At 73.7% G+C, this 19,414-nt stretch carries 9 protein-coding genes, 1 tRNA gene and 2 pseudogenes; 8 read left to right on the top strand and 4 right to left on the bottom strand.

Annotated features, from left to right (window positions below; genetic code table 11):
• Window positions 1-83 precede the first annotated feature (83 nt).
• The 5 genes and pseudogenes from N8I86_RS03835 to N8I86_RS03815 form a co-directional block, all read left to right on the top strand.
• Window positions 84-404, top strand: coding sequence for a hypothetical protein (locus N8I86_RS03835; protein WP_263277102.1), 321 nt, complete (start codon window positions 84-86; stop codon window positions 402-404).
• A 118-nt stretch (window positions 405-522) separates the two neighbouring features.
• On the top strand, window positions 523-1,350 hold the full coding sequence (locus tag N8I86_RS03830) for a PP2C family protein-serine/threonine phosphatase (RefSeq protein ID WP_073894208.1): 828 nt from the start codon (window positions 523-525) through the stop codon (window positions 1,348-1,350).
• A 97-nt stretch (window positions 1,351-1,447) separates the two neighbouring features.
• Window positions 1,448-2,470, top strand: a complete 1,023-nt coding sequence (locus N8I86_RS03825; RefSeq protein WP_263277101.1) for an MASE1 domain-containing protein — start codon at window positions 1,448-1,450, stop codon at window positions 2,468-2,470.
• 522 nt (window positions 2,471-2,992) lie between these two features.
• Window positions 2,993-4,452: pseudogene (gene selA, locus N8I86_RS03820) on the top strand (L-seryl-tRNA(Sec) selenium transferase).
• A gap of 5 nt (window positions 4,453-4,457) precedes the next feature.
• Window positions 4,458-6,242, top strand: a pseudogene (locus tag N8I86_RS03815) (SelB domain-containing protein); the annotation flags it as partial.
• 35 nt (window positions 6,243-6,277) lie between these two features.
• Here N8I86_RS03815 and N8I86_RS03810 read toward each other — a convergent pair.
• A tRNA-Sec gene (locus tag N8I86_RS03810) sits at window positions 6,278-6,370 on the bottom strand.
• Window positions 6,371-6,404: 34 nt separating this feature from the next.
• Here N8I86_RS03810 and selD point away from each other — a divergent pair.
• On the top strand, window positions 6,405-7,412 hold the full coding sequence (gene selD, locus N8I86_RS03805; RefSeq protein ID WP_263277100.1) for a selenide, water dikinase SelD: 1,008 nt from the start codon (window positions 6,405-6,407) through the stop codon (window positions 7,410-7,412).
• A 16-nt stretch (window positions 7,413-7,428) separates the two neighbouring features.
• On the opposite strand, the gene fdh is transcribed toward selD, so the two are convergent.
• On the bottom strand, window positions 7,429-10,689 hold the full coding sequence (fdh, locus tag N8I86_RS03800) for a formate dehydrogenase (protein WP_263277099.1): 3,261 nt from the start codon (window positions 10,687-10,689) through the stop codon (window positions 7,429-7,431).
• A gap of 241 nt (window positions 10,690-10,930) precedes the next feature.
• Between fdh and N8I86_RS03795 the strand changes: the two genes are divergently transcribed.
• Complete coding sequence (locus N8I86_RS03795) at window positions 10,931-11,638, top strand: haloacid dehalogenase type II (RefSeq protein ID WP_263277098.1); 708 nt, start codon at window positions 10,931-10,933, stop codon at window positions 11,636-11,638.
• Between the two features lie 763 nt (window positions 11,639-12,401).
• Here N8I86_RS03795 and nrfD read toward each other — a convergent pair.
• Both nrfD and N8I86_RS03785 read right to left on the bottom strand, forming a co-directional pair.
• Complete coding sequence (gene nrfD / locus N8I86_RS03790) at window positions 12,402-13,427, bottom strand: NrfD/PsrC family molybdoenzyme membrane anchor subunit (protein WP_263280061.1); 1,026 nt, start codon at window positions 13,425-13,427, stop codon at window positions 12,402-12,404.
• Window positions 13,428-13,483: 56 nt separating this feature from the next.
• Window positions 13,484-14,521, bottom strand: a complete 1,038-nt coding sequence (locus tag N8I86_RS03785) for a 4Fe-4S dicluster domain-containing protein (RefSeq protein ID WP_263277097.1) — start codon at window positions 14,519-14,521, stop codon at window positions 13,484-13,486.
• 582 nt (window positions 14,522-15,103) lie between these two features.
• On the opposite strand from N8I86_RS03785, the gene N8I86_RS03780 reads away from it, so the two are divergent.
• Window positions 15,104-19,366, top strand: coding sequence for a HAMP domain-containing protein (locus N8I86_RS03780; protein WP_263277096.1), 4,263 nt, complete (start codon window positions 15,104-15,106; stop codon window positions 19,364-19,366).
• Window positions 19,367-19,414: the final 48 nt, after the last annotated feature.

Below are 19,414 nucleotides of genomic sequence, written 5' to 3'. Positions count from 1 at the left end.
TCGCCGTACCCGGACCGGCCTCCGCGGCCACGGTGCGAAGTCGGCGAATCGGGGTAGGCGAGGGGCCCGAGGAAAGGATCGTCATGACGACCTACGTGATCAGCGTCCCCGGCACCTTCACCGCGGGGATCGAGGACGACACCCGGAGCAGGCTCGCCCGGGCGCTCCGGCCCGCCGATCCCCACGGCACCCGCATGGGCAGCGCCGAGGACCTGGACGTGCTCAGCGTCAACGAGGACAACACCTTCACCCTCCGCCTGACCGTGGACGCGGACACCGGCCCGCACGCCGAGCAGGAGGCCCGCCGGGTCGCCGGCTCCGCCCTGCGCGACGCAGGCCTGGACGAGGGCAGCGCACCTCTGGGCCCCGCCGTGATCACCGGAATCGACTCCGAACTCCGCTGACCCGGGCCGTACCGGGGCCGGCCCTGCGGCGAGATCACCCCTGATGGGTAAAATCAAGGCATTTGCCGAACATGCCTGCGGCCGACTGACACGGCCACCGCCCCGCCGGAAGTGATCGATGCCCCGCAAGCGCTCCCCGGACGACGGCGACGAGCTGCTGGTCAGACTCGGCTCGCTCACCGCCCAGGCACGCCAGCGCGCGGAGCTGCAACGCACCCAGGTCGAACTGGCCATCGCCCTCCAGCGGGGCATGCTCCCCAGGGACCTGCCCAGTGCCTCGGGCGTGCACCTCGCCGTGCGGTACGCACCCGCCAACTTCGGGCTCAACGTCGGCGGCGACTGGTACGACGCCTTCGCCATGCCCGACGGCCGGATCGGGCTCTCCATCGGCGACGTCCAGGGACACAACATCGAGGCCGCCGCCTTCATGGGCCAGGTCAGGGCGGGACTGCGCGCCCTCGCCTCCGTGGCGGGCGAGCCCGGTGAACTCCTCACCCGCACCAACGACCTGCTGCTCTCCCTCGGCAGCGATCTCTTCGCCACCTGCACCTTCCTGCGGCTCGACCCGGCCACCGGCGTGCTGGAGAGCGCCCGGGCCGGCCACATCCCCTTCGTGTGGGCCACGGCGGACGGCAAGTCCGGAATCGTCGAGGACGAGGGCGGCCCGCCGCTCGGCGTCCAGCACGGCGTGCGGTACCCGGTGACCCGGCACCGGGTGACCGGCGGCGGGGTGTTCGTCCTGGTCACCGACGGAGTGGTGGAGGGCCCGTCGCTGGCCGTCGAGGACGGCCTCGACCAGGTGATGCGCCTCGCGGGTATCGCTGCCGTCGCCGGCCTTGAGGCCCACGCGCTGGCCGGCGCGGTCATCAAGGGCGCCGAGAGCGTCGGACACGAGGACGACGCCGCCGTGCTCGTCGTGGGCCTGGACGCGCCGGGCGGCCCGTGAAACCGGTCCGGACGGTCCCGCGCGACCGGCCCACCGTCCGGCCGCCGGCCGCACCGCGCCGCCTCTCGCCTCGCCGACCCGGGGCCCTCGGTGTGAGATGGCTGCTGTGGTGGGTGACGAGCAACTGCGCCGGCCGGGCGGCTACGCCGTCCAGGTCCTGGTCGTCGCGGTCTGCTACTTCGCGGCGGGCCGGCTCGGCCTGCTGCGCGAGCTGTCCGTCGAGGGCGCCGTCGTCACCCCCATCTATCCGCCGACCGGCGTCGCCGTCGCCGCCCTGCTGGTCTTCGGCCTGGGCTGCTGGCCCGGCATCATGCTCGGCGCCTTCTTCGTCGTACTGTCCCTCACCACCCCCAGCCCCGAGGTGCTCGGCGTCCTCGTCGGCAACACCGCCGCGCCGCTGTGCGCCGCGCTGCTGCTGCGCCGGGCCGGCTTCCGCAGCGACCTGAGCAGGCTGCGCGACGGCCTCTCCCTGGTGTTCCTGGCCGCCCTGGCCGCCATGATGATCAGCGCCACCCTCGGTGTCGGACTGCTGGTCCTGTCGAACCGCCTGGCCGGGCACAGCTTCTGGCTCGTCTGGCTGGCCTGGTGGGTGGGCGACGCGATGGGCGTCCTGATCGTCACCCCGCTGCTGCTGATGCTGTACCGGGTCCGCTGGCCGCCGCCGACGGTCCGCTGGAAGGAAGCCACCGCCCTTGCCGTGGCCGCCTGCGCACTCGTACCGCTGGCCACCTACAGCTCCATGAGCCTGCTCTTCATCGTCTACCCGCTGCTCATCTGGGCGGCCCTGCGCTTCCAGCTCCTCGGCAGCGTCCTGTGCGCGCTGCTGACGTCCGTCGTGGCCACCGTGGCGGCGACCAACGGCGCCGGGGTCTTCGCGAAGCTGACCCGCGTCGAGGTCATGGTGCAGTTGCAGGCTTTCAACGGCGCCATGGCCCTGACCGCGCTGCTCCTGTCCGCCGTGATCACCGAGCAGCGCAACACCCGGCGCTCGGTGGAGAAGGCCTGCCAGGAACTGGTCGAGGTGCTGGAGCACCTCAACGCGGGCCAGGCCCCACCACCCCGGCGGCCGCCGGGCGAGGACGACACCGACGACCGGCCCTCGCCCACCGGAACCCCCTGAGCAGGCACGAGCCGGTCCGCCGGCCACGCCCGCTCACACGTCCGGGCGGCCCACCGGCCGGTCGTCGCCCGGCTCCGCCGCCGCCTCGCCGGTGCCCCGGCCCGGGCGGACGGGCGGCTCGGGCGGCACCTTGGGGGCGGCGGCAGGGCACGGCCCGCGGCACCCGGCCGGCCCCCGGCGGTCGGGCCGTAACCGCCGGGAATCCCCGGCGGTACGTCCGCCACCGCCTGGCCCCCGCCGATGCGGCGCCTGGCCCGGGGCCCGTCCGGGAGGTCCGGGAGCGGCGGGCAGGAGGGCTCGGCCCCGGCACGTCCGGCCGGCTCCTCGTCCGTCGCGTCCGGCCGCCGGTGGCGGCCGGGATCCTGCGTCTCTGCGTCGGGGTCGCTCATGCGACGGCGGGTACCCGGACCGACGCCGGGGCCAACGTCCCGTCCCGGCGTGTCGATCGTGCCGCCCGGGGCACTGGGAGACGATGGGCGGAGCCTGTACAGGCACGGGCCCTACCGGAGAAACAGGGGCGGCATGGAACAGCGGGCGGCACCGCGCACGGCGGGTGCGGCAAACGGACGGGCGGACACGGCGGGAACGGCCGGAGAGGCGGTCGCGCACGACCGGAACGCCGGGGACACCGTACGGCCGCCCGACCCCACCGACGACGTCCGCCGCCGCATCCCGCGCACCGACCTGCTCCTGCGCGACCCCCGGCTGTCCGAGGCCGTGCGGCGGCTCGGCGCGGGCGTGGTCAAGGCCGCCGTCAGACAGGCGCAGGAACAGGCGCGGCGGGGCGGCGTCCCCCGGAGCGGGTGGCCCAGACGGCCCTCGCCCTGCTGCCCGGTACGGCCGGCGGACTGCACCCGGTGCTCAACGCCACCGGTGTGCTGCTGCACACGAACCTCGGACGCGCCCCGCTGTCGGCGGCCGCCCGGCAGGCCGTCCAGGAGGCAGCCGGGCCCACGGACGTGGAACTCGACCTGGCGACCGGTGCCCGGGCGCGCCGCGGGCGCTCCGCGCTCACCGCGCTGCACGAGCGGGTACCGTCCGCCGGGGCCGTGCACGTCGTCAACAACGGAGCCGCGGCCCTCGTGCTGGCCGCCACCGCACTCGCCGCCGGCCGGGAGATCGTCGTCAGCCGCGGCGAGATGGTGGAGATCGGGGACGGCTTCCGCCTGCCCGACCTGCTCGTCTCCACCGGCGCCCGCCTGCGCGAGGTCGGCACGACCAACCGGACGACGGCCGCCGACTACGCCGACGCGATCGGCCCCGACACCGGGTTCGTGCTGAAGGTGCACCCGTCCAACTTCCGCATCACCGGCTTCACCCGGGCCGCCGACGTCGCCGAACTCGCCGGCCTCGGCGTCCCCGTCGTCGCCGACATCGGCTCCGGGCTGCTCGCCCCGCACCCCGGCCTGCCCGAGGAACCGGACGCCGACACCCAGCTGCGCGCCGGCGCCACGCTCGTCACCGCGAGCGGCGACAAACTGCTCGGCGGCCCCCAGTGCGGACTCCTGCTCGGTGACGCGGACCTGGTCCGCACCCTCACCCGGCACCCGCTGGCCCGCGCCCTGCGCGTCGACAAGCTGACCCTGGCCGCCCTGGAGGCCACCCTCACCGGGCCGCCCACCCCGACCGCCCTCGCCCTCACCGCCGACCCGGCGCGCCTGGCGGCCCGCGCCGACCGTCTCGCGGAAACCCTCGCCGCCGACGGGATCGACGTCCTGGCCGTCGGCTCCCATGCCACCGTCGGTGGGGGAGGCGCCCCCGGTGTCACCCTGCCCAGCGCGGCACTGTCCCTGCCCGAGCCGTACGCCGAGGCGCTGCGCACCGCCCGCGTCCCGGTCGTCGGCCGCCTGGAGACGGGCCGCTGCCTGCTGGACCTGCGAGCGGTGCCGGAGGAGGACGACGAACGCCTCGCCGAGGCGGTCCGGTCGGCCGCCCCGGGGCACGGCGGCCCGTCGGCCCCGGCCGGCGCGGAAGGCAGGTGACCGCGATGCGCGTCCTCGCCACCGCCGGCCACGTCGACCACGGCAAGTCCGCCCTCGTACGGGCCCTCACCGGCATGGAGCCCGACCGGTACGCCGAGGAGCGCCGCCGCGGCCTCACCCTCGACCTCGGCTTCGTGTGGACCCAGGTCGTCCCCGGCGGCGAACACCTCGCCTTCGTGGACGTACCCGGGCACGAGCGGTTCGTCGCGACCATGCTGGCCGGGGTCGGGCCGGTGCCCGCCGTGCTGTTCGTGGTCGCCGCTGACCAGGGCTGGCAGCCCCAGTCGCAGGAGCATCTGGCGATCCTCGACGCGCTCGGTGTGCGGCACGCGGTCCTCGCCGTGACCCGCAGCGACCTCGCCGACCCGGAACCCGTACGCGCCGACGCCGTCGAACGCCTCGCCGCGACCTCCCTCGGCAAGGTGCCGTCGGTCGCGGTCAGCGCCGTCACCGGTGCGGGACTGGACGAGCTGCGCCACGAACTGGCCCGGGTGGCCGAGGAGTTGCCCGCCGCCGACCCGCGCGCCGACGTCCGCCTGTGGCTCGACCGGTCCTTCACCGTCCGCGGCCACGGCACCGTGGTGACCGGCACGCTCGGCGCGGGCACCCTGCGCGTCGGCGACCGGCTGACCACGGCGGACGGCACCGCCGTGCTGCGGGTGCGCGGGCTGCAGAGCCTGCACGAGGACCTCGAGACCGTCAGCGGGGTGGCCCGTGTGGCCGTCAACGTGCGCGGCCAGGGCGACGGCACCCTGGGCCGCGGGCAGGTGCTGCTCACCCCGGACCGCTGGCTGCACAGCAACGTGATCGACGTACGGGTCACCGGTGAGCCGACGGCCGACCTGCCCCGCTCCCTCACGCTGCACATCGGCACCGCCGCCGTGCCGGTGACCGTGCGCCCGCTCGGCGAGGACACCGCCCGGCTCACCCTCGGCCGTGGCCTGCCGCTGCGCGTCGGCGACCGCGCCGTGCTGCGCGAACCCGGCGGCAGCCGGACACCGTGCGCCGTCACCGTCCTCGACGTACGGCCGCCCCGGCTGGCCCGGGCGCGGTGCCGGCCGCGCCCGTGCGGCCGAACTCGCCGGCATGACCGGCCGTCCCGACGCCACCGCCGAACTGCGGCGCCGCAGACTGATCCGGCGCGCCGACCTCCGGGCTATGGGCGTCCCGCCACCCGCGCCCGCGCCCGGGCCGCGGACCGCGGCGGACCCGTCCCCGTAGTCGACGTCGCCGGGGACTGGCTGGCCGACGCGGCCTACTGGAACACCCTGAAGGACCGGCTGGCCACCGAGGCCGGACGGCACGCCCGCGCACACCCGCTGGAGCCCGGCCTGCCCACCGAGGCGGCCCGCCGGCTCCTCGGCCTGCCCGACCGCGCCCTGGTCGACGCCCTCGCCGGGACGACACCCCGACTCCGGTCCCGCCACGGCCGGTTGTACCCCGCGGACAGCCCCGGGCCCGCCCTGCCCCCGCCGGTGCGCGCCGCCGTCGACGCCGTACGCCGGGACCTGGAGCGGGCGCCGTTCCACGCGCCCGAGGCCGGCCGGCTCGCCGAACTGGGGCTCGACCGCAGGGCGCTGGCCGCCGCCGTCACCGCGGGCAGCCTGCTGCGGATCGCGGAAGGGATCGTGCTGCTGCCCGGCGCGGAGGCGGACGCCGTCGCCGTACTGCGCGCCCTGCCCCAGCCGTTCACGCTCAGCGAGGCCCGCCGCGCGCTCGACACCACCCGCCGCGTGGCCGTACCGCTGCTGGAGTACCTGGACGCCCGGGGCCGCACGGAGCGCGTCGACGAGCAGCGGCGGCGCTGCAGGCCGAGGGCGGGGGACGGAGGCGGACGGGAATCGAACCCGCCTGCCCGAGATCCTCGGGCACCTCGGTTTTGAAGACCGGGAGGGCCACCAGGCACCCACACGCCTCCACCGCCCGTCAGGCTACTGCCCCAGGAGACCGGTATGACACCGACCCGCCAAGCAACCGTACGCCTCACGCAGTTCGCCCACGGCGGCGGCTGCGCGTGCAAGATCCCGCCCGGTGAACTGGAGGACGTGGTCGCCGGACTCGGGGCCCCGTCGCCCACAGCCGGCGACACCCCGCTGCTGGTCGGGCTCGCCACCGGCGACGACGCGGCCGTGGTCGAGCACCGGGGCACGGCCGTCGTCTGCACGGCCGACTTCTTCACCCCGGTCGTCGACGACCCCTACGACTGGGGGCGCATCGCCGCCGCCAATGCCCTGTCCGACGTGTACGCCATGGGCGGCCGGCCCGTGCTCGCCGTCAACCTGCTGGCCTGGCCGCGCGACCGGCTCCCCTTCGACCTGGCCCGCGAGGTGCTGCGCGGCGGACTGGACGTCGCCACCGAGGCGGGCTGCCACGTCGGCGGCGGGCACAGCGTCGACGACCCGGAACCCAAGTACGGCATGGCCGTCACCGGCATCGCCGACCCCCGCCGGCTGCTGCGCAACGACACCGGCCGGCCCGGCCTGCCGCTGTCCCTGACCAAACCGCTCGGCCTCGGCGTGCTGAACAACCGCCACAAGGCCACCGGCGAACGCTTCGACCACGCCGTCGCCACGATGGTGGCCCTCAACCGGGAGGCCTCCGAGGCGGCACTGGCCGCCGGAGCCGACTGTGCCACGGACATCACCGGGTTCGGCCTCCTCGGCCATCTGCACAAGCTGGCCCGGGCCTCCGGCGTCACCGCCGTGATCGACACCGCGGCCGTGCCCTACCTCGACGGTGCCCGGGAGGCCGTACGCGACGGCTACGTCAGCGGCGGCACCCGGCGCAATCTCGAATGGGTCGCGCCGCACACCGACTTCGGCGCGGCCGACGAGGGCACCCGGCTGCTGCTGGCCGACGCGCAGACCTCCGGCGGCCTCCTCGTCGCCGGCGAGGTGCCCGGAGCGCCGGTGGTGGGGGAGCTGGTGCCGCGCGGAACCCACTCCGTCGTGCTGCGCTGAGACCCGTCCCGCCCTCTCACACCTCGGTCCCGGTGTGCTCGTCGATGCCCGCCCGGGCCCGGTACTCCCGCACCAGCTCCAGCGAGGCCGGACCCCGCGGCCGGCGGCCCGGGCGGATGTCCACGGCGAACGCCTTCGCCTCCTGGATGTGGGTGTTCGGGTCCAGGGACAGGTGCAGCAGCTCGTTGGCCGCGTCGCCGGTGCTGTAGCCGTTCGGACCCCAGTGGTAGGGCAGGCCCACCTGGTGCAGCCTGCGCCCGTGCACGCTCAGCGGCGCCATCCGGTCGGTGACCAGCACCCGCGCCTCGATCACCCCCCGCGCGCTGACGATCGTCGCCCACCCGGTGTGTTCCAGGCCCCGCTCGTCGGCCAGCTCCGGGGACACCTCGCAGAAGAACTCCGGTTGCAGTTCCGCCAGATACGGCTGCCAGCGGGACATGCCGCCCGCCGTGTGGTGCTCGGTGAGCCGGTAGGTCGTGGCCACGTACGGGAAGACCTGCGAGCCGGGCTCGTCGCCGCTCGGCTGGTAGCGGTTGTCCGGCTTCGCGGGCAGCAACTGCCGTACCGGGTTGCGCTGCTGGTCGTACAGCAGGTTCGGGAACGGCGAGTCCTGCGGCTCGTAGTGCGCCGGCAGGGGCCCGTCGGTGAGCCCGGACGGCACGTACAGCCAGGCCTTGCCGTCGGCCTGCATGATGAACGGGTCCGTGCCCGACAGCGCGTCCGGACCGGTGGCGCCCTCGGGCGGCCGGTGGTCCGGGGACTTGTCCTTCTTGAAGTCGGGCACGTCGTGCCCGGACCACTCACCCTTGTCGGCGTCCCACCACACCAGCGCCTTGCGCGCGCTCCACGGCCGGCCCTCCGGGTCGGCGGAGGCCCGGTTGTACAGGATCCGCCGGTTCGCCGGCCAGGCCCACGCCCACTCGGCCGCCACCCAGTCCTGCTCACGACCCGGCTTTCGGCGGGCCGCCTGGTTGACGCCGTCGGCGTGGACACCGCAGTAGATCCAGCAGCCGCAGGCCGTCGAGCCGTCCGGCTTCAGCTGCTCGTACGAGGAGAGCGGCCGGCCCTGCGCGTCGTGCCCGTTGATCTCCGCGAGCACGGCCTCCGCGTCGGGCTCCGCGAGCGGGCCCCTGGTCGGGTAGTCCCACGTCAGGTCGAGCAGCGGCCGGTCCATCTCGTCGGTGGACCCGGCCAGCTTCTCCCGCAGCCGCCGCCCCAGGTGGTAATAGAACCACAGGTCGCTGCGTGCCTCGCCCGGCGGCTCGACCGCCTTGTGATGCCACTGGAGCAGCCGCTGGGTGTTGGTGAAGCTGCCGTCCTTCTCGGTGTGCGCGGCGACCGGCAGGAAGAACACCTCGGTGCCGATGTCCTCCGTGCGCAGCTCCCCGGTCTCGATCTCCGGCCCGTCCTTCCACCAGGTCGCCGACTCGATCAGCGAGAAGTCGCGGACCACCAGCCAGTCCAGGTTGGCCATGCCGAGCCGCATCAGCTTGGAGTTGGCGTTGCCCACCGCGGGGTTCTCGCCGACCAGGAAGTAGCCCTTGCAGACGCCGTCCAGCTGGGCCATCGTCGTCTCGTACGTCGAGTGCGAACCGGTCAGCCGGGGCAGGTAGTCGAAGCAGAAGTCGTTCTCCGCCGTCGCCGCGTCACCCCAGTACGACTTGAGCAGGCTCACCAGGTACGCGCGCATGTTGCCCCAGTAGCCCTTGTGCGCCGCCTCCGCCTCGACGAAGGCGTCCAGGTCCTCCTGCTTGTGGGCGTGCGGCATCGGGATGTAGCCCGGCAGCAGGTTGAACAGCGTCGGGATGTCGGTCGACCCCTGGATGGAGGCGTGTCCGCGCAGCGCCATGATGCCGCCGCCCGGACGCCCGATGTTGCCGAGCAGGGTCTGCAGGATGGTGGCCGTGCGGATGTACTGCACGCCCACCGTGTGCTGGGTCCAGCCGACCGCGTACGCGAAGGCCGTGGTCCGCTCCCGCCCGGAGTTGTCCGTGACCAGTTCGCACACCTGCCGGAACAGGTCCTGCGGCACCCCGCAGATCTGCTCGACCATCTCCGGCGTGTACCGGGCGAAGTGCCGCTTGAGCACCTGCAGCACGCAGCGCGGATGGGTCAGCGTCTCGTCCCGCTCCGGCTCGCCCTCGCCGATCACCGCGCCGCCGGAGCCGTGCGCCTCGCCGCGTGCCGCCTCGGTCACCGAACTGCCGTCCCCGGTGCGCTTGTCGTACTCCAGGTCGCGCTCGCCGGACGGCGCCTGCATCTCGGTGCCCTCGTACTGCCAGCTGCTGTTGTCGTACGAGCGGCTCTCGGTGTCCAGACCGGAGAAGACACCGGCCAGGTCCTCGGTGTCGCGGAAGTCCTCCCGCAGGATCACCGGGGCGTTGGTGTACGCCACGACGTAGTCGCGGAAGTACTTCTCCTCCCGCAGCACGTGGTTGACGATCCCGCCGAGGAAGGCGATGTCCGAGCCCGCCCGCAGTGGCACGTGCACGTCGGCGAGCGCGCTGGTGCGGGTGAACCGCGGATCGACGTGGATCACCTTCGCGCCCCGCGCCTTGGCCTCCATCACCCACTGGAACCCGACCGGATGGCACTCGGCCATGTTCGAGCCCTCGATGACGATGCAGTCCGCGTTCTGCAGGTCCTGCTGGAAGGTGGTCGCGCCGCCGCGGCCGTACGAGGTTCCCAGACCGGGAACGGTGGAGGAGTGTCAAACACGCGCCTGGTTCTCGATCTGGATCGCTCCCAGGGCGGTGAACAGCTTCTTGATCAGGTAGTTCTCTTCGTTGTCCAGCGTGGCCCCGCCGAGACTGGCGATGCCGAGCGTGCGCCGGGTGCGGGTCCCGTCGACCTCCCACTCCCAGCCCGCCCGGCGGGAGTCGATCACGCGGTCGGCGATCATGTCCATCGCGGTGTCGAGGTCCAGCCGCTCCCACTCGGTGCCGTGCGGACGCCGGTAGAGGACCTGGTGCTCGCGGGCGTCCCCGGTGGTCAGCTGAAGGCTCGCGGAGCCCTTGGGGCAGAGCCGGCCGCGCGAGATCGGCGAGTCCGGGTCGCCCTCGATCTGGGTGACCCGCTCGTCCTGCACGTACACGTTCTGGCCGCAGCCCACCGCGCAGTACGGGCAGACGGACTTCACCACCCGGTCGGCGGTCGCCACCCGGGGCTCCAGCCGCTCGCTGCGCCCGCTCTTGGCGGCGGCCCCCCGGCCCAGCGGGTCCGTGCCCGTCAGCTGGCGGTAGACCGGCCAGGAGTCGATCCAGGTGCGCACGCCCACAGCCGCTCCTCACGCTCCGTACCCGACGTCGTCCCGCGGTCCCACCGGCCCGGCGTCACTCGCCGCGCCGAGCCGCGGAGTACCCCCCTCCCGCGGGGCCAAACCGGCGCGGCAGGTGTGAGGCGGCCCGTCCGGGGGGACTCCGCCGCTGCGGCGTGCCGGCGGTCGGACCGGCGGGCGCGCCCGCGGACACCTGACCCGAGTGGAGGTGATCCCGTTGCCCGGTGACGGCCGTCCCCACGTGCTCGTTCTCGACGTCAACGAGACGCTCACCGACCTGTCCCCGCTCGCCGCCCGCCTGGCGGAGGCCGGACTGCCGGACCACCTGCTGCCGGCTTGGTTCGCCGGGGTGCTACGCGACGGGGTGGCGCTGACCCTGGCCGGCGGCGAGGCGACCTTCGCCGCCGTGGCCCGCGACGGACTGCGGACGCTCGCGGTCTGCTCGGGGACGGGCGCCGACCCTGAGGAGGCCGCCGACCACGTGCTGGCCGGACTTCCCCTGCTGCGCCTGCACCCGGACGTGCCCGACGGCGTACGCGCCCTGCGCACCGCCGGACACCGTCTGGTGACCCTGACCAACGGGTCGGCCGGCACCACCCGTGCGGTCCTGGACCGGGCCGGCCTCACCGACTGCTTCGAGGCGCACCTCGACGTCGAGGCGGTGGGCCGCTGGAAGCCCGCACGGGAGGCCTACGCCCACGCGCTCGACACCGTCGGTGTGCCGCCCGACGAGGCCGCCCTGGTGTCGGTGCACCCCTGGGACATCGACGGCGCCGCCCGGGCGGGTCTTGCCACCGTCTGGCTGCGGCGCACCCGCCGGCCCTACCCGGCGAGCCAGCTCCCCGCCGCCCTGGAGGCGACCGGGCTGACGGATCTCGCGCACCGGCTCGACGCGGAGCGGCGACTCCTGGACCCGGGCGAGGACGGGGAGGACGCGGCCCGCCCCTGAGGGGTTGGCGGGCCGTGACTAAAGGGCCGGGTTGGGGCGCCCCCGAACGGTCGGCGGACCGCCACTGAAGGGTCGGCGGGCCGCCACCGAAGGGTTGGGGGCCCGCCCCTGAACGGTCGGCGGACCGTGACTCAAGGGCCGGGCGGGGGCGCCCCCGAACGGTCAGCGGAGCGCCGCCTAAGGGTCGGCGGAGCGCGCCTGAAGGGTCGGCGGGCCGCCACTGAAGGGTCGGCGGACCGTGGGCAAGGGCCGGGCGGGGGCGCCCCCGAACGGTCAGTGAGTCGCCACTGAAGGGTTGGCTGACCGCCCCTGAGGGGTCGGCGGGCCGCCACTGAAGGGTCGGCGGACCGTGGCTCAAGGGCCGGGCGGGGGCGCCCCCGAACGGTCAGCGGAGCGCCGCCTAAGGGTCGGCGGAGCGCGCCTGAAGGGTCGGCGGGCCGCCACTGAAGGGTCGGCGGACCGTGGGCAAGGGCCGGGCGGAGGCGCCCCCGAACGGTCAGTGAGTCGCCATCGAAGGGTTGGCTGACCGCCCCTGAGGGGTCGGCGGGCCGCCACTGACGGGTTGGCTGACCGTGGCTCAAGGGCCGGGCGAGGGCGCCCCCGAACGGTCGCGGAGCGCCGCTGAAGGGTCGGCGGAGCGCCACTGAAGGGTGGGCGGGCCGCCGCTGAAGGGTCGGCGGGCCGCCACTCAAGGGCCGGGCGAGGGCGCCCCCTAACGGTCGGCGGGCCGCCACTGAAGGGTCGGCCGACCGCCCCTCAAGGGTCAGCGGCCGTGCGCCTCCATCCGCTCCCGCTGCGGTACGACCGTGTACTTCGGGTCCTCGGCCGAGGCCACGCCCGCGTGGAAGACGCCGAAGCGCAGCGCCGCCGAGCCGGTGAGCAGGGCGGCACCCGCGGCCACGGCGAGGCGCCGGTCGCGCAGGGTGCCGGACAGCAGCGCCAGCGCCGCGCCGCCGGCCGTCAGGGCCTCGGACGCGCGCAGCAGCGTGCGCGGCCGGCCCTGGTCGAAGGGTTCGGCGAGCAGGCCCATGCGCCGCTTCATCGTCCGGAAGGCGCCCAGCTCCAGGGCCGCGCCCAGGACGGCCATGCGGCGCGCGGGGCCCGCCTCGGCGGCCGGAGCCGTCACGAGGGCCAGTCCGGCCGCGGCGGAGGCGGCGGAGCCCGCGAAGACGTACGGCAGTTCGCGGTACCCCTCGTGCCAGGAGGGCACCGCTGTGTCGGAGAGCAGCACCGCGGTGTACGTGGCCACGGCCGGACCGAGGACGGCGGCCGCCGCCGTGGCGGCCGAGCCCAGCAGGCGGTAGCGGCCCGCCACCTCCGTGGCCGCGGCGGTCAGGGCCAGCGGCGCGTACCCGCTCAGCACCCAGGAGCCGACGCTCATGGGGGACGTGGGCTTGAAGACCCGCAGCATGTTCAGGAAGCGGGCCGGCCGGCCCAGGTCGTGCACGAGTGCCGCCAGCGAGAGGGAGATCGCCCCGGCCGCCCCCAGTTTCGCGGGCGCGGCGAGTCCCGGCCGCCTGGTGACCTGGCCCCCGGCCGCGAGCAGTGACGAGGCGCCCGCCAGCCCGCCGAGGTACAGGTAGCCGGCGATGTCCAGCGGTTTCCACGTCGGCTTGTTCAGCACGGGCTTGCCGTAGTACGACGAGAACGCGGCGTCCGGGACCATGGGCTGCTCGCCGCGCCCGCCGCCGCGCCGGCGCCTGCGTCGGCCCGCCCGCGCGCCGGTGAGCGCCTCGCGACCGGGTCGTGTGCCCCGCACGCCCTCACGGGTGACGTCGGATCCGGCCATGGTGGCCTCGTCGCGGCCCTGCCCGGGCTCCTCGGCGCCGCTCGCGGGTTCGGGGCTCATCGCGGCCTCCTCAGGAAACTGCCCACGGCGAGCGCGGTCAGCGAGACGGCGGCCAGCGCGGCGTGCCGCCACATGTCGGGCAGGTCCCGGGTGGTGACCACCGGGTCCGGGGGCAGCCCGTACACCTCGGGCTCGTCCAGCAGCAGGAAGAACGCTCCGTCGCCGCCGACCCCGTCGTCCGGACTCTCGCCGTAGAGGCGGGCGTCGGTGACACCGGCCGCGTGCAGCTGCCCCACCCGGGCCCGCGCGCGCTCCCGGAGTTCGTCGAGCGGGCCGAACTGGATGGACTCCGTCGGGCAGGCCTTGGCACAGGCGGGTTCCATGCCGACGCCGAGCCGGTCGTAGCACAGGGTGCACTTCCACACCCGGCCGTCGTCCTTGCGCTGGTCGATGACGCCGTAGGGACAGGCGGGCACGCAGTACCCGCAACCGTTGCAGATGTCCTCCTGGACGACGACCGTGCCGAACTCGGTGCGGAACAGGGAACCCGTGGGGCAGACGTCCAGGCAGGCGGCGTGCGTGCAGTGCTTGCACACGTCCGAGGCCATCAGCCAGCGCAGCTCGGTGCGGCCGTCGGGGGAGACGGGGGAGATCTCGCCGGCGGGAGCGCCCGGCGGAGCCTCGTCCGGCGGGGGAGCGGTGGCGCCCGGGCCGGGTGACGCGGCGTCGCTGCCGAGTCGGGAGGCCGCCGCGAACACGTCCACGTCGTCGTGCGCCACCCCCGGCTCCTGCCCGCCGAACGGCTTGCGCTGCTCGATGAAGGCGACGTGCCGCCAGGTGTCGGCGCCGAGCCCCTGCGTGTTGTCGTACGACATGCCGGTCAGTTCCAGCCCGTCCTCCGGGACGGCGTTCCACTCCTTGCACGCCACCTCGCAGGCCTTGCAGCCGATGCACACCGAGGTGTCGGTGAAGAACCCCATCCGCGCCGGGGCGTCCGGATAGCCGGACGCCCCGGCCACGTCCGGCTCCGGGCCGTACAGCGCATTGCGGTGAACCTCGTCCCCGCTCGTGCCGTGCCTGGTGATCCCGCTCATGCCGCGCCTCCTCCCGGCGCGAAGGGAGACGACCGCCTCCGGGCGGACACGGCCGCCGCGCGCGCTCGCCCTCCGCCCGGTGCCGGGTCCCTCGCTCCTCGTGCCCGCTCGTCGAGCCTGGCACGGGTGCCCCACCGCCGCGCCCCCGAAACGACCGGTGGGGACGCGGTCCGCGGGCGCCGGCCGCCGGGCCGTTCGCGGCCGGCGCGGTGCGGCTACCCGGGGCCCGGACCGGTGCCGGGGCCGTGCGCGCGGCCGGCGCGGACCGGACCCGTCCCGCGGCCGCAGGGGTGAAGGCGCCTCGCCGTGGCCCCTCGCTGTCGTCCCGGGCAAATTCCTTCGAGTACCCGGTCGGTGGGCCCTCATGCCTGCTCCGACCGCCGAGTTTCATGATCGTGAACGGTATGGCCGAATGCTTTGTCCCGGGCCGTGAAGGTGGGTTAACCTGCGGCGTATTTTTCTCATCAGGCAAATCCGTGAACTGCGGAAATGCACACACCACCAGCCGGGTCAGACCGCGTGCCCGGCAATGGTTCCGAGCCCTTGGCACGAGGGCTCCTGGGGAGCGGAACGAGGGTGCGCATGGCCGGCAAGGCTACCGGGACGATCGACGCGGTCCCGGGTGACCAGGAACTGAGACGACTGCTCGCGGGGCTGACCGCGGTGCGCGACGGAGACTTCGGCACCCGACTGCCGGACGACTCCACCGGGCTGATGGGGGACATCGCCACCGTCTTCAACGGCATGGTGGACCAGCTGTCGGTGTTCACCTCCGAAGTGACCCGCGTGGCCCGGGAAGTGGGCACCGAGGGGACCCTCGGCGGTCAGGCGCAGGTGCCGGGCGTCTCCGGCACCTGGGCCGACCTGACCGACTCCGTCAACGCGATGGCGGGCAACCTCACCACGCAGGTCCGTGACATCGCCCAGGTCGCCACCGCCGTGGCCAAGGGCGACCTGTCGCAGAAGATCGACGTTCCCGCGCGCGGCGAGATCCTTCAGCTGAAGGAGACCGTCAACACGATGGTCGACCAGCTCTCCGCGTTCGCGGACGAGGTGACCCGGGTGGCGCGTGAGGTCGGCACCGAGGGCCGCCTGGGGGGTCAGGCGCAGGTGCCCGGGGTCGCCGGTGTCTGGCGCGACCTGACGGATTCCGTGAACTTCATGGCCGGGAACCTGACGGCGCAGGTGCGCAACGTCGCCCAGGTGACCACCGCGGTGGCGCAGGGCGACCTGTCGCAGAAGATCACCGTGGACGCGCGCGGCGAGATCCTGGAGCTGAAGAGCACCATCAACACGATGGTCGACCAGCTCTCCGCGTTCGCCGACGAGGTCACCCGGGTGGCCCGCGAGGTCGGCACCGAGGGCCGCCTGGGGGGTCAGGCGGACGTCAAGGGCGTGAAGGGCACCTGGCGCGACCTGACGGACTCGGTGAACTTCATGGCCGGGAACCTGACGGCGCAGGTGCGCAACGTCGCCCAGGTCGCCACCGCGGTGGCGCAGGGCGACCTGTCGCAGAAGATCACCGTGGACGCGCGCGGCGAGATCCTGGAGCTGAAGAGCACCATCAACACGATGGTCGACCAGCTCTCGGGCTTCGCGGACGAGGTGACCCGGGTGGCCCGCGAGGTGGGCACCGAGGGCCGGCTCGGCGGCCAGGCCCAGGTGCGCGGGGTCGCCGGCACCTGGAAGGACCTCACCGACAACGTCAACGTGATGGCGTCGAACCTGACCGGCCAGGTCCGCTCCATCGCCCAGGTCGCCACCGCCGTGGCCAAGGGCGACCTCTCCCAGAAGATCACCGTCGAGGCGAAGGGCGAGGTCGCGGCCCTCGCCGACGTCATCAACACGATGGTCGACACCCTCTCCGCGTTCGCGGACGAGGTGACCCGGGTGGCCCGCGAGGTGGGCACCGAGGGCCGGCTCGGCGGTCAGGCGCACGTGCCCAACGTGGCCGGCACCTGGAAGGACCTGACCGACAACGTCAACTCCATGGCCAACAACCTCACCGGCCAGGTCCGCAACATCGCCCTGGTCACCACCGCCGTGGCCAAGGGCGACCTGTCCAAGAAGATCGACGTCGACGCGCGCGGCGAGATCCTGGAGCTGAAGACCACCATCAACACGATGGTCGACCAGCTCTCCGCGTTCGCCGACGAGGTCACCCGGGTGGCCCGCGAGGTCGGCACCGAGGGCCGGCTCGGCGGCCAGGCCGAGGTCGAGGGCGTCTCCGGCACCTGGAAGCGCCTCACCGAGAACGTGAACGAGCTCGCCGGGAACCTCACCCGGCAGGTCCGTGCCATCGCCGACGTGGCCAGCGCCGTCGCCGAGGGTGACCTGACCCGGTCCATCACCGTCGACGCCTCCGGCGAGGTCGCCGACCTCAAGGACAACATCAACTCCATGGTGGAGTCCCTGCGCGAGACCACTCAGGCCAACCAGGAACAGGACTGGCTGAAGACCAACCTCGCCCGGATCTCCGGCCTCATGCAGGGCCACCGCGACCTGCCCGTCGTCGCCGAGCTCATCATGGACGAGCTGGTGCCCCAGGTGTCCGCCCAGTACGGCGCGTTCTACCTGGCCGAGGAAGGCGCGGCCGGACCCGAGCTGGGACTCGTCGGCTCCTACGGCCGGCCCGAGGAGGACACCCGCCCCGTCCGCATGTCCTTCGGCCGCTCGCTGGTCGGCCAGGCCGCGCGCAGCCGCCGCACCATCGCCGTGGACGAGCTGCCGCCCGGGTACGTCACCATCTCCTCCGGACTCGGACAGGTCGAGCCGACCGCGCTGCTGCTGCTCCCGATCGTCTTCGAGGAACAGGTCCTCGGCGTCATCGAGCTGGCCTCCGTCACCCGGTTCACGCAGATCCAGCGGGACTTCCTGCAGCAGCTCGTGGACACCATCGGCGTCAACGTCAACACCATCGTCGCCAACGCCCGCACCGACGAACTCCTCCAGGAGTCGCAGCGGCTCACCAGCGAACTGCAGTACCGCTCCGCGGAGTTGCAGGCCCGCCAGGAGGAACTGCAGCAGTCCAACGCCGAACTGGAGGAGAAGGCCTCGCTGCTGGCCGAGCAGAACCGCGACATCGAGGCGAAGAACCTGCAGATCGAGCAGGCCCGGCAGGAACTTGAGGCACGCGCACAGCAGCTGTCGCTCGCCTCGAAGTACAAGTCCGAGTTCCTCGCCAACATGAGCCACGAGCTGCGCACCCCGCTCAACAGCCTCCTCATCCTCGCCCAGCTGCTCGCCCAGAACCCCTCCCGCAACCTCACCCCGAAGCAGGTCGAGTACGCGGGCATCATCCACTCCGCCGGCTCGGACCTGCTCCAGCTGATCAACGACATCCTGGACCTGTCCAAGGTCGAGGCCGGCAAGATGGACGTGACGCCGGAGCGGGTCCCGCTGCGCCAGCTGATCGAGTACGTCGAGGCCACCTTCCAGCCGATGACCTCGCAGAAGAGCCTCGACTTCACCATCACCACGGCCCCCGGCGCCCCGGCCGACCTGCTCACCGACGACTCCCGGCTCCGGCAGATCCTGCGCAACCTGCTGTCCAACGCCGTGAAGTTCACCGAGCAGGGCGGAGTCGAACTGCGCGTCGAGCCCGCCTCCGACGACGAGGTCCCCGCGGGCGTGGTCCGCGGCGGAGCCGTCGTCGCCTTCCGGGTGAAGGACACCGGCATCGGCATCCCGGAACAGCAACTGGAGACCATCTTCGGCGCGTTCCAGCAGGCGGACGGCACCACCAGCCGCAAGTACGGCGGCACCGGCCTCGGCCTGTCCATCACCCGCGAGATCGCCCACCTCCTCGGTGGCGCCGTCAGCGTCGACAGCACCCCGGGCAAGGGCAGCACCTTCACCCTCTTCCTGCCCGTGGCCCGGCCGGACTTCGAGGAGGTGCTGCGCATCGGCCGCGGCGCGCCCAAGCAGGCCGAACTGCTGCCGGTGGACGGCACGAGCGGGCACGAACTCACCGCGGGAACACCGCTCGTCACCGCCAAGCGGCAGCGCTCGCGCCGTCTGCTGGTCGTCGAGGAGCGCCCGCGCGGCCTGCTGACCCTCGTCGCCGAGAGCGTGGTCAGGGACCTCGCGCACAACCGGACCGACGGCGGCGGCACACCGGTCGACATCATCACCGCGGTCGGCGCCCAGGAGGCGGCCGGCGCGCTCGCCGCCGAGCCCTGCCACTGCGTGGTCGTCGAACTGGGCACACCGGAGGGCGAGTCCGCCCACTTCCTGGAAGCCCTGCGCGGGGACTCCGCCCTGGCGAGCGTCCCCGTCCTGGTGCACAGCTCGCACCGCACCGAGCAGGCGGCCGACGGGTCGGACGGCCCGCTGGAGTACCTCTACAGCCTCGACGAACTGCGCGAGCGGATCGCGCTGCACCTCTCGGCCGAGGAACCCGGCGAGGTCCTCACCCTGGTGCGCAACGACGAACCGCAGATCACGGCACCGCACCTGATCGACGAGCACACCCGCGGCCGTACCGTCCTCGTCGTCGACGACGACGCCCGCAACCTGTTCGCGCTGAGCGGCATCCTCGAACTGCACGGCTTCCGGGTGCTGCACGCGGAGAACGGCCGTAAGGGCATCGAGACGCTGATGAACCATCCGGACGTCGAACTCGTTCTGATGGACGTGATGATGCCCGAGATGGACGGGTACACGGCCACGGCGGAGATCCGGAAGATGCCGCAGTACGCGGAACTGCCGGTCATCGCCGTGACGGCCAAGGCCATGCAGGGCGACCGGGAGAAGAGTCTCGCCTCGGGCGCCAGCGACTACGTGACGAAACCGGTGGACACCCATGACCTCATCGCCTGCGTCCGACGCTGGCTCCCGGTATGAGGACGGCACGGCCCGCCCACCCGTTCGCACGCCGAGGAGTACGGACCA

Source organism: Streptomyces albidicamelliae (assembly GCF_025642175.1).
Lineage (GTDB): Bacteria > Actinomycetota > Actinomycetes > Streptomycetales > Streptomycetaceae > Streptomyces > Streptomyces albidocamelliae.
This window is presented reverse-complemented; position numbering and strand designations above follow the sequence as displayed.

Coding starts and splice junctions, on each gene's coding strand:
- N8I86_RS03835 (WP_263277102.1), top strand. CDS start 84: ATGACGACCTACGTGATCAGCGTCCCCGGCACCTTCACCGCGGGGATC.
- N8I86_RS03825 (WP_263277101.1), top strand. CDS start 1,448: ATGGCTGCTGTGGTGGGTGACGAGCAACTGCGCCGGCCGGGCGGCTAC.
- N8I86_RS03785 (WP_263277097.1), bottom strand. CDS start 14,521: ATGAGCGGGATCACCAGGCACGGCACGAGCGGGGACGAGGTTCACCGC.
- nrfD (WP_263280061.1), bottom strand. CDS start 13,427: ATGGCCGGATCCGACGTCACCCGTGAGGGCGTGCGGGGCACACGACCC.
- N8I86_RS03830 (WP_073894208.1), top strand. CDS start 523: ATGCCCCGCAAGCGCTCCCCGGACGACGGCGACGAGCTGCTGGTCAGA.
- selD (WP_263277100.1), top strand. CDS start 6,405: ATGACACCGACCCGCCAAGCAACCGTACGCCTCACGCAGTTCGCCCAC.
- N8I86_RS03780 (WP_263277096.1), top strand. CDS start 15,104: ATGGCCGGCAAGGCTACCGGGACGATCGACGCGGTCCCGGGTGACCAG.